The sequence below is a fragment of the Neorhizobium sp. USDA 3394 genome, assembly GCF_056280385.1.
Genome location: NZ_JBWCDU010000001.1, coordinates 1,195,548 through 1,209,589, shown reverse-complemented (window position 1 = coordinate 1,209,589; position 14,042 = coordinate 1,195,548). Strand labels below are relative to the sequence as shown.

The window sequence follows — 14,042 nt, the reverse complement described above, 5'->3', positions numbered from 1 at the left end:
GTCAGTTTCCTTTCACCAGCATGCGCAGATAGAGGAAGGCGGGCGGCAGGAGTGCCGCGACCCACAGCACGCCGACGGCGGACGCGAAGCCGATATCCCACTGCTCGAAGGCACGGCGATAGACCTCGACCGAGAGCACCGTCGTCGCCCGCACCGGCCCGCCGCCGGTCAGCGCATAGATCGTGTCGAACTGCTGCAGATTGCCGATCACGCCGAGAACCACGACGATCATCAGGACCGGGCGCAGGTGCGGCAGAATATGGTCGCGCAGCACCGCCCAGTTGCCGGCGCCGTCGACGCGGGCGGCATCGATCTGCTCCTTGTCGAGGTTCTGCAGGCCGGCGAGGAAGAAAGACATGAAAAGCGGGATGGAGAGCCAGACCTTGGTCAGCACCACGGCGAGCATGGCGCCTTCAGGCGTCGAAAGCCAGGCCTGCGGGTAGTCGATCAGGCCCAGTTCCATCAGGAAGGCGTTCAGCACGCCGTAGCGGGAATTGAAGATCCAGCCCCAGATGAAGGCGCTCACCGTAGAGGGAAGCACCCAAGGCAGCAGCGACAGCGAGCGCAGCACGGCGCGGCCAGCAAACGGCTGGTTCATGATCAACGCCCAGCCGAGACCGGCGACCAGCGTTCCGATCGTCGTCAGCGCCACATAGATCGCCGTCGTCCAGAAGGCCGCCCAGACGTCCGGATCGGACGCGATCTTGTAGAAATTCTCGAAGCCGATGAAGCGCGGCTCCATCATCTCGACCGTGTATTCGAACAGCGACAGGCCGAGCGCTGACAGGAACGGATAGAGGATGACGGCAGCAAAGGCGACTGCAGCCGGCAGCAGCAGAAGAAGCCCGATGCGGTTCTGCCCGGCTTTCAAGCCGCCCCGGTTCGCATGCGGCGAGACCGGATAGGCGAGCGTGTTGTTTTCGATCACGGCCATAGAGGCTATTTCCCGTTGATATCATTGTGCCAGCAGGCACAGAGCACGACGCCCCCTCACCCGGCCTCCGCTATGCTCGGCCACCCTCTCCCCGCTGGGGAGAGGAGGGACGGCGGCGGCGCGGCACCTTCTCCCCTTGGGGTCCGAAGGACGGGCAAGACGCGTGGCTTGCCCTGGCAGAGGTGCCGGCAGGCGGATGAGGGGGGCCTCGACCGACCTATTCCGACTTCTTGGCCTTCTCCATGCTGGTCGTCAGCCGCGCCTGCATGGACTTGATGGCATCGTCGGCAGACTTCTGGCCGAGCAGCGCACCCTGCACTTCCTCGCCGATGATGTTGGTGAGGTCGGCGGCATTCGACCAGATGCCGACTTCGTTGCGGCGGGCGTCACCCGTCGCGGCGGACCAGTTCTTCAGATAAGCGTCGTCGGCAACCGCCGCGCGGGCGGACTTGGTGACCGGCAGCGCGCTCATCTTCAACGGAAGGTCCGTCTGCACCTTGTCCGAAATGATGTAGGTCAGGAACTTGTCGGCAGGATCCTCTGCCTTGGCCTTGCCGCCGGCGGCGAACTGCACGAGCAGATGCCCCCACTGGACGGAAACAGACTTGTCACCAGACTTCAGCACAGGTGTCGGCATTGGCAGCACGTTGGCGTCGAAGGCCTGGCCCTTGCCGGAGAAATCACGCAGGAAGGTGCGGGTTTGCGGCGCGTCGAGATAGAAGGCTGAAGCGCCCTGCGCCAGCAGGCGACGCGAGTCCGGGCGATCGATTTCCGGCGCCGCCAGACGGTCCTTCATCAGGCCGACCATGAAGGTGAGCGCATCGCGGCTCTTCTGACTGTCGACGACGACCTTGCCGGCATCATCGATGATCCGGCCGCCATGCACCCAGTTCCAGACCATGAAGTCGATCAGGATCGAGCCGTTGTTCTTGGTCGCCATGGAGTACGGTACCGAGTTGGGTACCTTGTCGCGCACCGCGACCAGAGCTTTCTTGAAGTCCTCGACGGTCTTCGGAGCGTCATTGATGCCGGCCTTGGCGAGAACTTCCTTGTTGGCCACCATGCCGATCGAACCGGACAGAAGCGGCAGTGCAAGCTGCTTGCCGTTGATATTGCCCATGGCGAGCGCATCCGGCGCGAAAGCCGCTTCAAGCTTGTCCTTGCCATACACCGTGTTCAGATCGACGAGGTTATCGAGGCTCGCGAAGGTCGGCAGCCACCGTTCGGAAAGCTGGGCGATGTCAGGCAAAGTCTTCGACCGGGCGCGCAGAAAGATGTTCTTCTGCATGTCGCCCCAGGCGAAGCCGAGCGGCTCGACCGTCAGCTTCTCGGCCTTCTGAAAATTATCCAGGACGCCCTGGACGATCGCCTTGTTGGCCTCTTCCGCGTAGGTGAAGCTCATGAAGCTGAGATCGGCTGCCTTGGCGGCACCCGAGCCGAGCGCAAGCGCGACGGCGGCGGTGCCGATCAGTCTGGTAAAGGTATTCATCAGATCCTCCCGAAACGATGATTATGGAACTCTGTTTCAACTTGAAAAAGGTCAAGCGGCGAGCGCCGTATCCGCTTTGCCCTCGTTAGACGACGCCTCCATCGACGATGAATGTCTGTGACGTGATGAGGCGGGAATCGTCCGCCGCCAGAAACAGCGCCATGCGGGCGATATCGGGCGGCAGCAGATGCTCCTTGAGGCACTGGACCTCGAGGTATTCTGAAAACTTGCCCTGGTAGACACGCTTGGCGCGCTCCACCTGGCGCTCGGTCAGCACCCAGCCGGGCGCGATCGAATTGACGCGGATACTGCGTGTCCCCAGTTCGCGGGCGAGCGACTTGGTCATGCCCATGACGGCGGATTTCGCGGTCGTGTAGAAGATCAGGCCGGCCGCACCGCGCATCCAGGAGATCGAACCCATGTTGATGACAGACCCGCCGCCGGCCTCCGCCATTTCCGGCACGACGGCCTGGACTGCGAAGAACTGGTGGCGCAGATTGGTCTGGAACCGCTCGTCCCAATAGTCCGGCGTCACCTCTTCGAGCGGCATGCGATCGTCATTGCCGGCATTGTTGACGAGCACCCGGATGGGGCCGATCTCGGACCGGAGTGCCTCGATCCCTTCCTTGAGGGCGTCGATGTCGCGCAGATCCGCCGCACGATAGAACGGGGCATTGCCGGTCTTCCTGCCGACCGTTTCGGCCGTCTCGTCGGCCACGTTGGCATTGAGGTCGAGGAAGCCGACCTTGCAGCCTTGCGCGCAGAAATGCTCGACAAGCGAGGCACCGATGCCCGATCCGCCGCCGGTGATCAGTACGCCCTTGGCCTTGAGGCTCGGGTATTTCGCTGCCTCGACCTGGACCTTGGCGATGAGTTCGGGATGGATGGTCATGCGGCCTCCAGGGCAACGGGACGCGCGGAAGCAAGCGAAAGGCCTTCAGTGGAAAAGACATGGATCATCGCCGGATCGACATGCACGCCGATCGGCTCATTGCGCTTGACGGCCCGGTCGCCGGACAGGCGGACGACGACCATCTCCTCCGAGCCTTCGAGCGCCACATAGGCATAGGTGTCGCTGCCGAGATGCTCGGTCATGGTGACGGTACCGGCCAGCGATTCCGGCGCGCCGCGGCTGACCAGCTCCACATGTTCCGGCCGGATGCCGATTTCGGCAGGCGCCGAGGTCAAGTCGCGCGGCAGTCGGACGTCTCCGCCCGGCACAGTGAACACTCCCTCGCCCTTTCTGGCACCGAGCTTCAGGAAATTCATGCGCGGCGAGCCGATGAAGCCCGCGACGAAGCGGTTGACCGGCTTGTTGTAGAGGTCGAGCGGCGAGCCGATCTGCTCGACACGGCCGGAATTCAGCACCACGATCTTGTCGGCCAGCGTCATCGCCTCGATCTGGTCATGGGTCACATAGACCATCGTCGTGCCGAGCGTGTCCTTCATCCGGGCGATCTCGATGCGCATCTCCACACGCAGAGAGGCGTCGAGGTTCGAGAGCGGCTCGTCGAACAGGAAGATACGCGGTTCGCGCACGATGGCGCGGCCGATCGCGACGCGCTGGCGCTGGCCGCCGGAAAGCTGGCGGGGCTTGCGCTCCAGATAGGTGTCGATGCGCAGTTTCTTCGCCGCCTGGGTGACACGCGTGTCGATCTCCTGCTTCGGCGTGCCCGCAAGCCGCAGCGCATAGCCCATGTTCTCGGCAACCGTCATATGCGGATAAAGCGCATAAGACTGGAAGACCATGGCAATGCCGCGCTTGGCGGGCGGCACGTCGTTCACCAGTTCGCCATCGATCGCCATCTTGCCCGACGTGATCTCGTCGAGGCCGCAGATGAGCCGCAGAAGCGTCGATTTTCCGCAGCCCGACGGCCCGACGAAGGCGACGAATTCGCCGTCTTCGACAGTCAGGTCGATGCCCTTCAGCACTTCGGCAGAGCCGAAGGATTTGCGGATGCCTTGGAGTTCAAGCTTGGCCATTTCTTCCTCATAAGAGCTCCTCCCGGAAGCTCCTCCAAAATCTCAGCCCGCGAACATCTGGGCTGCCTGCCCCTTGATGCCGGTATCGATGGAAAACACGCTGCCGGAGAGCGGCGCTTCGGAAAGCTGGGCTGCCGAAAGCCGGATGCGGGCGGATGTCACGAACAGGGTCTGCATGTCGGGACCGCCGAAGACGCAGCTTGTCGGGCGCGGTATCGGCAGATTGATCACCCGCTCGACCTTGCCCTGCGGATCGTAACGGGTGACGCACCAGCCGTCCCAATGGGCGATCCAGACGAAACCTTCCGCATCGACGGTCATGCCGTCCGGCTTGCCTTCGGCCTCCGGCACCGTGATAAAGGTCCGGCGGTTGGCGACTTCGCCGCTTTCGATATCGAAATCATAGGCATAGACCGTCTGCCGGTTGGTATCGGTGAAGTAGAAGGTGCGGTCGTCCGGGCTCCAGCCAAGGCCGTTCGAGACGTGGAAACCGCGATCCATCTCCCGCGACCGCCCGTCGGGATCGATCCTCCAGAGCCGCCCCTGGTCGGGCGTCGTGTCGATCGCCAGCGTACCGGCCCAGAGCCGGCCGCGACGATCGCATTTGCCGTCATTGAAGCGATTGCCGGGGCGGTCGGATTCCGGTCGCGAGATCGTCGTGATGTCGCCGGTTGCAAGATCGATACCGCGGATCTCGCCATGCATGGCGGCGACGAAACCGCCGCGCGAGCGAGGGATGACAAAACCGATCAGTTCCGGCACCTGCATGGAGGTATAGGTGCCCTTCACCGGATCGCCGGTATGCACGGCAGGCGCCAGGATATCGACGAAATAGAGCTTCTTGTGCTCCGGCGACCAGTGCGGGCCCTCGCCGAGAAATGTGCTTGCCGGAATGACACAGCGCACATCGGCGCGATCCGGGCCGAGGGGACGCGGCTTGACCGCAAGCGACATGGGAAATTCTCCAAAATTGCCGGATGTGCGGCGGGCCGCCTCGATGACGTCGCGGCCGAAGGCGTGCAGCCGGTCGACGGGCAGGCGGAAGGACGGGCCGATGATGCCGATCGCGCCGATCGGCTCGCCGCGATGGTTGAGAACCGGTGCGGCGACCGAGGAAATGCCGATATGCTGCTCGTCCACCGAGACGGCGTAGCCGCGCGCCTTGGTGAGATCGAGCTGGCGGCTGAGTTCCTCGGCGTTGACGATCGTGTTCGGCGTCAGGCGCTCGAGTTCGATGCCGTCGAGCAGCGCGCGGCGTTTTTCGAGCGACAGATGCGCCAGGATCGCCTTGCCGAGCCCGCTCGCATGCGGCGCGGCACGGGAACCGACGCCATTGTTGAGCCGCAGCGGCTGCGGTACCTCCCGCTGGTCGATGTAGAGAATGCTGTCGCCATCGAGCACGCCGAGACGGATCGCCTCGCCAGTCAGGTCGCGAAGCCGCGCCAGTTCCGGCTCAGCCGCACCACGCAGGTCGAAATTGTCCCAGACCTTGTGGGCCCATTGAAACAGGCGCGGCGCAAGGCGGTAGACCTGGTCGCGGGTGTCGAAATGAAGGAGCCGCTCATCCACCAACGCCTGCAGCAGGCGGTGCAGCGTGCCCTTCGGCAACTGCGTCTGGTCGAGCAGTTCGGTGAAGCGCAGGCCGCGGGCTTCTGCCGCCACGGCATCGACGATCTGGATGCCGCGCGTCAGCGCCTGGACGCCCGGCACGCCATGCGTGTCGTTGGCGACATCCTTGTCGATCGCTTCCAATTGTACCTTGGCCATGCCCTCTCCCTGGACGACGATTTCTGGTGCCGCTCCCACAGCATGCCGCCTCGCTCTTGCCAAGAGAGTTATCTTGGAACTAAGTTCCATGTCAACAGCGAAACTGAAGCGGCCAGACACTGGCCGTCCATGGGAGGATATCTTGCGCATCACCAAAGTGGACCACTGGCTGGTCCGTATGCCGTTTACCGAGGACATTCTCTGGGGTTCCGGCCGCAGAATCGGCACGACGCGGCTGATCTGCCGGATAGAGACGGATGCAGGGATCATCGGCTGGGGCGAGACGATCTCACTGATCGCCAATGTGCCGGCGGTGTTTGCCGATATCGTCGCGCCGCTGGCGATCGGATATCCGGTCGCGGATGCCGAGCGGTTCCACCGGCATGTGCTCGGCGCCGGCTTCTATCACCACAAGCGTGCGGCGGTGATGGCGATCTGCGCCATGGAAATGGCGATGTGGGATGCGCTCGGCAAACAGGCGAACCTGCCGCTCCATGCCATGTGGGGCGGCCGCTGGCGCAAGGATATCGAGGCCGCCGCCTATCTCTTCACCAACGATCCCAAAGGTCTTTCGGAGCGCCTAAAGCGGTTCCTCGATATCGGCTACACGACCTTCAAGGTGAAAATCGGTTTTGACGAGAGGAGCGACATCGCGCTCGCCGAGACGTCCCGAAAGGTGATCGGCGATCATCCGCTACGACTCGACGTCAACGGCGCCTGGAACCCGGCGACCGCAAAACGTCAGCTCGAAAAGCTGAAAGTCTTCGATCCCGCCTATGTGGAACAGCCGCTGGAACTCGACGACCTTGCCGGCCATGCGGCTCTCGTCGCAAACTCCTCGGTACCGATCGCGCTCGACGAAAGCGCTTATACGCTCTCCGACGTCGGCAACATCATCCGCGCCAATGCAGCCGATGTCGTGCTCCTCGATCCGCACGAGGCCGGCGGCCTGTGGCAGACGATCAAGGCTGCCGCGATCTGCGAATCGGTCGGCATTTCGGTGACGCTGCATTCCGGCGCAGAACTCGCGCTGTCGCAATCCGCCTATATCCACCTCGCAGCCTCGTTGCCGAACATGTCGATCGCCATCGATACCGAACGCGCCTATCTCGGCGGCGATATCTCGCCCAACCCGCCAGTACTGAAGGACGGCCGATTCCAGGTGCCGGAAGGACCGGGCCTCGGCGTCGAGGTGGATGTCGACATGCTCGAAAAATACAGCGTGCCCGGCATTGCCGGCGCCTATCTCGATACCACGCGCAAGGACTGGTTCCCTGTCAAACCCGCCTACTGATCCGATAGGAATAGTTTCCAATGTATATTGCAATCGAATGGACCTCCGCGGCCTTCCGTGCGCTGCTTCTCGACGACAAAACGGTGCTCGGCGAAAAGAAGAGCGACCGCGGCACGACCAAGATCGCCGCCGGCGGCTTCGAGACAACACTCAGGGAAGAGCTCGGGGACTGGATAGACAAGGCAGAAAGAATCTTGTTTTCCGGCATGGTCACCAGCCGCAACGGCTGGATCGAAAGCCCCTTCGCTCCGGTGCCGGCTGGACCCGCGGATTTGTTGGCCCAGGCGGTTACGCATGAGGTCGAAGGCGTGCCGCCGTTGATCTTTCTACCCGGCATCGCGCAGACCAAACCCTTGCCCGATGTGATGCGCGGCGAGGAAATGTCGCTCTTCGGCCTTGAGGAAACCGACGGCATCTTCGTGCTACCCGGCCCACATGCCAAATGGGTGACGATGGAAGGCGGTCGCATTACCGCGATCACCACCTACATGTCCGGCGAAATCCTCAATCTGCTCAAGAAGGATTCGCTCGTCTCGCGCCTCATCCCCGCAACCTACGAGGAGCGCCCGGACGCCTTTCGCCGCGGAGTCCAGACGGCGCTTGAGCAAGGCACCCTGCCCGGCCGCATCCTCGCCCGAGTCTTTTCAGCGCGCAGCCTCGTCCTGTTCGACCGTCTGGCGCCAGAAGAGATCGCCGACTACCTCGCCGGCCTGATGATCGGCGCGGAAATCTCGGAAGCGCTTGGGCAGGACAAACCGAAGAAAATCAACATCGTCAGTCACGCCGCACTCGCCGAACGTTACAAGACGGCGCTCGAAATCTTCGGGGCGGACGCAAATCTCGTCACGCCCGACATTGCCGCCGGTTTCCGCCGGGTCGCCTCTCGACAGGGTGATACGTCACGGGCTATCGAAGGGGCGAAAGCCGCTTCGGGAGAAATGTGACCATGCCCAAACCCACCTCGATCATCCTCGATTGGGGAACGAGCTCGCTGCGCGCCATGCTGGTTTCGGAAACAGGCGAAACGCTCGATACCCGCGATACGTCGAGCGGCGGCATCCAGTTCGTCAAGAATGGCGCCTTCGAGCAGGCGTTGATGGAAACGGTGGGCGAATGGTTTTCGGCACATGGCCCCCTTCCCGTCCTCGCAAGCGGCATGATCACCAGCCGCAACGGCTGGGTCGAAGTATCCTATGTGGATACGCCCGGCGGGATCGCCGAGCTTGCCGCCGGCACGCGCAAACTCGCTCTTCGGAACGGCGCGGTCATCACCTTCCTGCCCGGCATGCGCGATCCGGCCGCCAGGCCGTTTCCGGATGTGATGCGCGGCGAGGAAACCCAGATCGTCGGTTACGGCCTCGACCGTGACCGCACCCTTGTCCTGCCCGGCACCCACAGCAAATGGGCACGGATCAGGGACAACCGCATCGACGGTTTCCAGACTTATGCGACCGGCGAGGTGTTTGCGCTTCTGACCAAACATTCGTTCATCGCCAAGGCTCTGGAGCCGCAGCCGGGCGCCGAGCCGGACTGGCAGAGCTTCGATCGCGGGGCGGAATTCGCATCGAGCGATTCGACCGCTGCCGATGCCTTCCTGTCGGCGATCTTCAGCGCCCGCACCGGCATTCTCGACGGCAAATTGAAGCCTGAGGATATCCTCGACTACGTCTCCGGCCTCGTCATCGGCTCGGAATTCCGCCAGGCCCGCGCTGCCGGATGGTTCAAGACCGGGGATACGATCGGCATCGTCGGCAACAATGTGCTCAACACCCGCTACGGCCGGATCGCGCCCCTGTTCGGCCTGACGGTCGAACCCGCGCCGGAAAACGCCGCGAAACGCGGCATCATGCTGATCGCGGCCGAAGCCGCGCAATAAAGGAGTTTCGAGATGACCTTCGAAGAGGCGCTCAAGGCATGCAATCTCGTCGCCATCCTGCGCGGCATCAAGCCGGAGGAGGCTGAAAGCGTCGGCGAGGTGCTGGTCGAGGCCGGCTGGCGGATCATCGAAGTGCCGCTCAACTCCCCCGATCCGCTGAAAAGCATCGAAAAGCTCGTCAAGCGTTTCGGAGACCAGGCACTGATTGGAGCCGGCACCGTACTAACACCTGCCCAGGTGGCTGACGTCGCCGCGACAGGCGCCAAGGTGATCATCTCGCCGAACGCGAATGTCGAAGTCATTAAGGCCAGCCGCGCGGCAGGCATGGTGAGCCTGCCCGGTGTCGCAACCCCGACCGAAGCCTTCGCGGCGATCGAGGCCGGCGCAACCGGCATCAAGGCGTTTCCGGCGGAAGCCATCCCGCCCTATGTCATCAAGGCTTGGAAGGCGGTGCTGCCGAAGGATATCCCGGTGCTCGCCGTCGGCGGCGTCACTCCTGATAATATGGCTGTTTACGCCCAAGCGGGCACAGCCGGTTTCGGCATCGGTTCCTCCCTTTACAAGCCCGGCGCCGATATCGCCTCCATCGGACAAAAGGCGAAAGAGTTCATCGACGCGATGCGTGCCCTCTGAGGTCTGAGCCCCCGTCGCAAAACCGTCGTGAAGCGGAACTAACGTTTTCGTCCTGAGTTTCAGCCCAAGCAGGGCAAACCGGAGGGGACGATCTTGGCAGTGATCCGCAACAGCGCCGAACATCAGCAGAAGGTGTATGAACGGTGGGCGCCGGTCTATGACCGGGTCTATCGAGGCTTGCTGCGCGACGGGCATCGCACCGTCGCAAGGCTCGCCGCGGAAACCGGACGAGACATTCTTGAGGTCGGCGTCGGCACCGGGCTCGTATTACCCTATTATCCGAAACATTGCCGTGTCACCGGCATCGATCTTTCAGAACACATGATCGCCAAGGCGCGCGAGAAGGTTGCGCGCGCCGGCCTCTCCCACGTCCAGTCGCTGCATGTCATGGACGCGCACAATCTCGAATTTGCCGATCGTTCGTTCGACGCCGTCTGCCTGCCGTTCGTCATCACGCTGATCCCGGATCCCGAACGTGCTCTTGACGAGTGCGCCCGCGTGCTGCGCCCGGGCGGCGAGATCATCGTCGCGAGCAAGCTCGGCGACGGGCGCGGCCTGCAGGGAGCGATCGAGGACGCCGTGGCGCCGCTGGTACACCGGGTTGGCTGGAGTTCGTCCTTCCGCATCGCCCGGATTGTCGAATGGGCGAAGCGCCGCGGCGATTTCGAGGTGGCGGAAATCCGTCGCGTGTTCCCCAATGGTTTCTTCAAGGTCATTCGCCTGAAGCATCGCATGGCCGCGTGAACTCGGGGATCACTTGGCCTTCAGGACAGAGACCGCAAGTTCGCTGTTGTGGACATATTCATTGGCGTCCGGCTGGCGTTGGACGAGCAGGATGAACAGCAAGTCCGTCAGCATCAGCTGCGCATCGCGCGCCGTGATGGATGAGGATCGCACCCGCTCCTCGTCCGCGACCGTATAAAGCCGGATATCCGCCGCCTGCATCAGCGGATTGCCGTTGAGACCGGTAATGGCGATTACCGTCGCACCGCGCTGGCGCGCCAGTTCGGCGATCCTCAGCGTCTCGAAACTGGTGCCGGAATAGGAAAGTGCTAGCAGCACGTCCTGGCTGTTGAGCGTCGAAACGTTCGCCATCTGCACATGGCTGTCGCTGTCATGCAGCACGTTGCGCCCGAGCTTCATCAGCTTGTAGGAAAAATCGCGGGCGACCAGCGACGATGCCCCGACGCCGGCCATATGGATGCGGCGCGCATCGTTGAGAGCCGTCAGGGCCCGCTCGATCTCCTGCTCGTTGTTGACAGCAAGCGTCTGCTGCATGGACAGCATCTTGCTGCCGATCAGCTTCTGCAGGATCGTCAGATAGCTGTCGCCGACTTCGATCGAGCCGTGGATCATGCCGGGAGGCGCATGCCATTCCTGCGCCTTCGCCTCGCTGACGGCGAGCTTCAGTTCCTGATATCCGGCAAAACCCAGTTTCTGGCTGAATTTTACGACGCTTGACTGGCTGCGCCCTGTCTCGGCCGCAAGCGCTGCGGAGGAAAGCCGCAGCATCTGGTCGGGATTATCGAGGATGAACTGGCCGATCTCCCGGTCTGCCGGTGCCATATCCTCGAGCTGCGCGTTGATCTTCTTTAAGACTGACATGCGTTCCTTCGGAAGCTCCGCGATACGGCCTTGGGTCGGGTGGAGGATACCACCGCAACGGTCGTCCGCAACAGCGTTTCCATTCCCAATCCGAGGATGGATTATCGCAGACAATGCCACACAAAGGAATAAAAAATTCCGAATGATTGACAGAGACGCGCCGTGGTTTAGTTTCGAGGGCGCGCAGATTGATTTGAGATTCACCGCACCTCTTCGACAGGTTTCGTCATGGACAGATTACGGATCGTCGGCGGCCATCGGCTCCAGGGAGCCGTCACCATTGCCGGGGCGAAAAACGCGGCGCTTCCGCAGATCGCGGCAACGCTGCTCAGCCCTTACCCGGTCGAACTCACCAACCTGCCGCAGGTCAGCGATGTGGAAAACATGCTGGGGGTCGTCGAGCTGCATGGCGCCGCCGTCACCCGCACCGGCCATTCCACCATCGTCGATGCCAAGGCAATCGTCTCGAAGGAAACCTCCTACGACACCGTTCGCAAGATGCGCGCCACCGTGCTCGTCCTTGCCCCGCTGCTCGCCCGCTTCGGTCAGGCACGCGTATCGCTTCCGGGCGGCTGCGCCATTGGCGCGCGTCCGGTCGACATGCATATCAAGGCGCTCGCCGCACTGGGAGCGGACATCGATATCGAGAACGGCCTGATCGTCGCTTCGGCACCGGGCGGATTGAAGGGCGGCCGCATCGTGCTTCCCTCCCCCTCCGTCGGAGCTACGGAGACGGCGATGATGGCCGCCACCGCCGCCAAGGGCGAAACCGAAATCCTCAACGCCGCCCGCGAACCCGAGGTCGCCGACCTTGCCGCCTGCCTGATCGCCATGGGCGCACGGATCGAAGGCGCCGGCACCCACCGCATCCTGGTCCAGGGCTCAACCACCTGGCAGCCGGCGAAACATCACGGCATTCCCGACCGCATCGAGGCAGGAACCTACGCCGTGGCAGCCGCCATCACCGGCGGCATGCTGGAGCTCACCAACGCACGTCTGGAAAACATGGCCTCGATCGTTCAGGTGCTGGAGGCGATGGGCGTCAGCATCTGGCCGAGCGATCGCGGCCTTGTCGTTTCGCGCGAAGGTCCGCTAAGGGCGACGGATATCACCACCGAACCCTATCCGGGTTTCCCGACCGATCTTCAGGCACAGTTCATGGCGCTTGCCGCCTGTGCCGAAGGCGCTTCGCTGATCCGCGAAACCGTCTTCGAAAGCCGCTTCATGCACGTGCCGGAACTGATGCGGCTCGGAGCCAATATCGCGCTTCAAGGCACCACCGCATTGGTGCGCGGCGGGGCGCCGTTGAAGGGGGCGCAGGTGATGGCGACGGATCTGCGCGCCTCCGTCTCGCTGGTACTCGCCGGGCTGGTTTCCTCGGGTGAAACGGTTATCAACCGCGTGTACCATCTCGACCGCGGATACGAACAACTCGACCGCAAGCTTGGCCAATGCGGAGCCGATATCGAGCGGATCAGCGCATGACGGCCGGAACCGAACGCTTTTTCCTGGGCGTCGATGGCGGCGGTACCGGCTGCCGCGCCCGTATCGAGGACGAAGCCGGCTCCGTTCTTGGACAGGGTCTTTCCGGGCCTGCCACGACGCGGCTCGGCATCGAGGAGGCCTGGGCCTCGATCTCGCGCGCCTTCAATGCCGCCTTCGAAGAAGCCGGGTTCGGACCTGACAAACTGGCCCGCACCCATGTGGGCGTCGGCCTAGCGGGTACCGGCCGCAAGGGTTCCGTCGAAGCCTTGAAGGCGATCCCGCACCCGTTCGCCAGCATCGATTTCGTCAGCGACGGCATGGGTGCCTGCCTCGGCGCCCATTCAGGCCGCGACGGCGCGATCGTGATCGCCGGCACCGGCTCCATCGGACTGGGCTTCGTTGAAGGGCGCAGCCTGCGCGTCGGCGGTTACGGTTTTCCCATTTCCGATGAAGGCAGCGGCGCCGATCTCGGCCTCAAAGCCGTGCAGCTGGCGCTTCGCGCTCATGATGGACGGATCGAGAAAACCGCTCTGCTGATCGAGGTCATGCAGCGCTTCCAGAACGATCCTTTTGAAGCGATAGCCTGGATGGACCGTTCCTCTGCCACGGACTATGCCTCGCTTGCGCCGATGGTCATACGCCATGCCGACCAGGGCGATTCTGCCGGCCGTCGCATCGTCCAAAGTGCTGCCGAGCAGATCGACACGCTGGTCCGCACACTGTTCGATCAAGGCGCCCCGCGCGTTACCCTGCTCGGCGGCCTGTCGAGCCCGCTCGAGGCCTGGCTGGCGCCGGACGTCCGCCGCCGCCTGAAGCCCGCCGACGGCGATGCCGTCTCGGGCGCGATCATCCTCGCCCGCCAAGCTGTCAAAGTCCCCTGAACCGCGACCCGCCTTCTGAAAAGGCCGGGCCGCATGGAATAATATATTCCAATTTTTAATTGACTCATGGAATGGATGATCCTAATCCTTTGAGG

General features: G+C 63.1%; 13 protein-coding genes. 7 read left to right on the top strand and 6 right to left on the bottom strand.

All coding sequences use genetic code 11. The annotated features are described in order from the left end of the window. Window position 1: 1 nt before the first annotated feature. The 5 genes from ACZ9EJ_RS05730 to ACZ9EJ_RS05710 all read right to left on the bottom strand — a co-directional run bounded on the left by ACZ9EJ_RS05730 (window position 2) and on the right by ACZ9EJ_RS05710 (window position 6,173). A complete protein-coding gene (locus ACZ9EJ_RS05730; protein WP_052764530.1) occupies window positions 2–934 on the bottom strand; it encodes a carbohydrate ABC transporter permease in 933 nt (310 codons plus the stop codon). Between the two features lie 217 nt (window positions 935–1,151). After that, complete coding sequence (locus tag ACZ9EJ_RS05725; protein WP_046639100.1) at window positions 1,152–2,423, bottom strand: ABC transporter substrate-binding protein; 1,272 nt, start codon at window positions 2,421–2,423, stop codon at window positions 1,152–1,154. 85 nt (window positions 2,424–2,508) lie between these two features. Beyond that, window positions 2,509–3,315, bottom strand: a complete 807-nt coding sequence (locus tag ACZ9EJ_RS05720; RefSeq protein ID WP_046639099.1) for an SDR family NAD(P)-dependent oxidoreductase — start codon at window positions 3,313–3,315, stop codon at window positions 2,509–2,511. Next, window positions 3,312–4,406 carry an ABC transporter ATP-binding protein gene (locus ACZ9EJ_RS05715; RefSeq protein ID WP_046639098.1) on the bottom strand — a complete coding sequence of 365 codons (1,095 nt, stop codon included), beginning with the start codon at window positions 4,404–4,406 and terminating at the stop codon, window positions 3,312–3,314. The genes ACZ9EJ_RS05720 and ACZ9EJ_RS05715 overlap by 4 nt, the downstream gene beginning before the upstream one ends. A 42-nt stretch (window positions 4,407–4,448) precedes the next feature. Next, window positions 4,449–6,173, bottom strand: coding sequence for an SMP-30/gluconolactonase/LRE family protein (locus ACZ9EJ_RS05710; protein WP_052764529.1), 1,725 nt, complete (start codon window positions 6,171–6,173; stop codon window positions 4,449–4,451). Between the two features lie 142 nt (window positions 6,174–6,315). On the opposite strand from ACZ9EJ_RS05710, the gene ACZ9EJ_RS05705 reads away from it, so the two are divergent. The 5 genes from ACZ9EJ_RS05705 (at window position 6,316) to ACZ9EJ_RS05685 (ending at window position 10,720) form a co-directional block, all read left to right on the top strand. Next, entirely contained in the window at window positions 6,316–7,467 is a 1,152-nt protein-coding gene (locus tag ACZ9EJ_RS05705) for a mandelate racemase/muconate lactonizing enzyme family protein (protein WP_046639097.1), read from the top strand. A gap of 20 nt (window positions 7,468–7,487) precedes the next feature. After that, a complete protein-coding gene (locus tag ACZ9EJ_RS05700) occupies window positions 7,488–8,411 on the top strand; it encodes a 2-dehydro-3-deoxygalactonokinase (protein ID WP_052764528.1) in 924 nt (307 codons plus the stop codon). 2 nt (window positions 8,412–8,413) lie between these two features. Further along, window positions 8,414–9,343 (top strand): 2-dehydro-3-deoxygalactonokinase, encoded by a 930-nt coding sequence (locus tag ACZ9EJ_RS05695; protein WP_046639096.1) that lies wholly within the window; start codon window positions 8,414–8,416, stop codon window positions 9,341–9,343. A gap of 12 nt (window positions 9,344–9,355) precedes the next feature. Further along, on the top strand, window positions 9,356–9,976 hold the full coding sequence (locus ACZ9EJ_RS05690) for a 2-dehydro-3-deoxy-6-phosphogalactonate aldolase (protein ID WP_046639095.1): 621 nt from the start codon (window positions 9,356–9,358) through the stop codon (window positions 9,974–9,976). A 93-nt stretch (window positions 9,977–10,069) separates the two neighbouring features. Beyond that, window positions 10,070–10,720, top strand: coding sequence for a class I SAM-dependent methyltransferase (locus ACZ9EJ_RS05685; protein WP_046639094.1), 651 nt, complete (start codon window positions 10,070–10,072; stop codon window positions 10,718–10,720). 9 nt (window positions 10,721–10,729) lie between these two features. Here the strand turns inward: ACZ9EJ_RS05685 and ACZ9EJ_RS05680 are convergent, their stop codons facing one another. Continuing rightward, window positions 10,730–11,581 carry a MurR/RpiR family transcriptional regulator gene (locus tag ACZ9EJ_RS05680; protein ID WP_038543847.1) on the bottom strand — a complete coding sequence of 284 codons (852 nt, stop codon included), beginning with the start codon at window positions 11,579–11,581 and terminating at the stop codon, window positions 10,730–10,732. Window positions 11,582–11,809: 228 nt separating this feature from the next. On the opposite strand from ACZ9EJ_RS05680, the gene murA reads away from it, so the two are divergent. Next, the gene (gene murA / locus ACZ9EJ_RS05675) at window positions 11,810–13,066 is read left to right on the top strand and encodes a UDP-N-acetylglucosamine 1-carboxyvinyltransferase (RefSeq protein ID WP_046639093.1); all 1,257 of its coding nucleotides are present in this window, start codon (window positions 11,810–11,812) and stop codon (window positions 13,064–13,066) included. Continuing rightward, window positions 13,063–13,947, top strand: coding sequence for a glucosamine kinase nucleotide-binding domain-containing protein (locus tag ACZ9EJ_RS05670; protein WP_046639092.1), 885 nt, complete (start codon window positions 13,063–13,065; stop codon window positions 13,945–13,947). Before murA ends, ACZ9EJ_RS05670 begins: the two co-directional genes overlap by 4 nt. Window positions 13,948–14,042 lie beyond the last annotated feature (95 nt).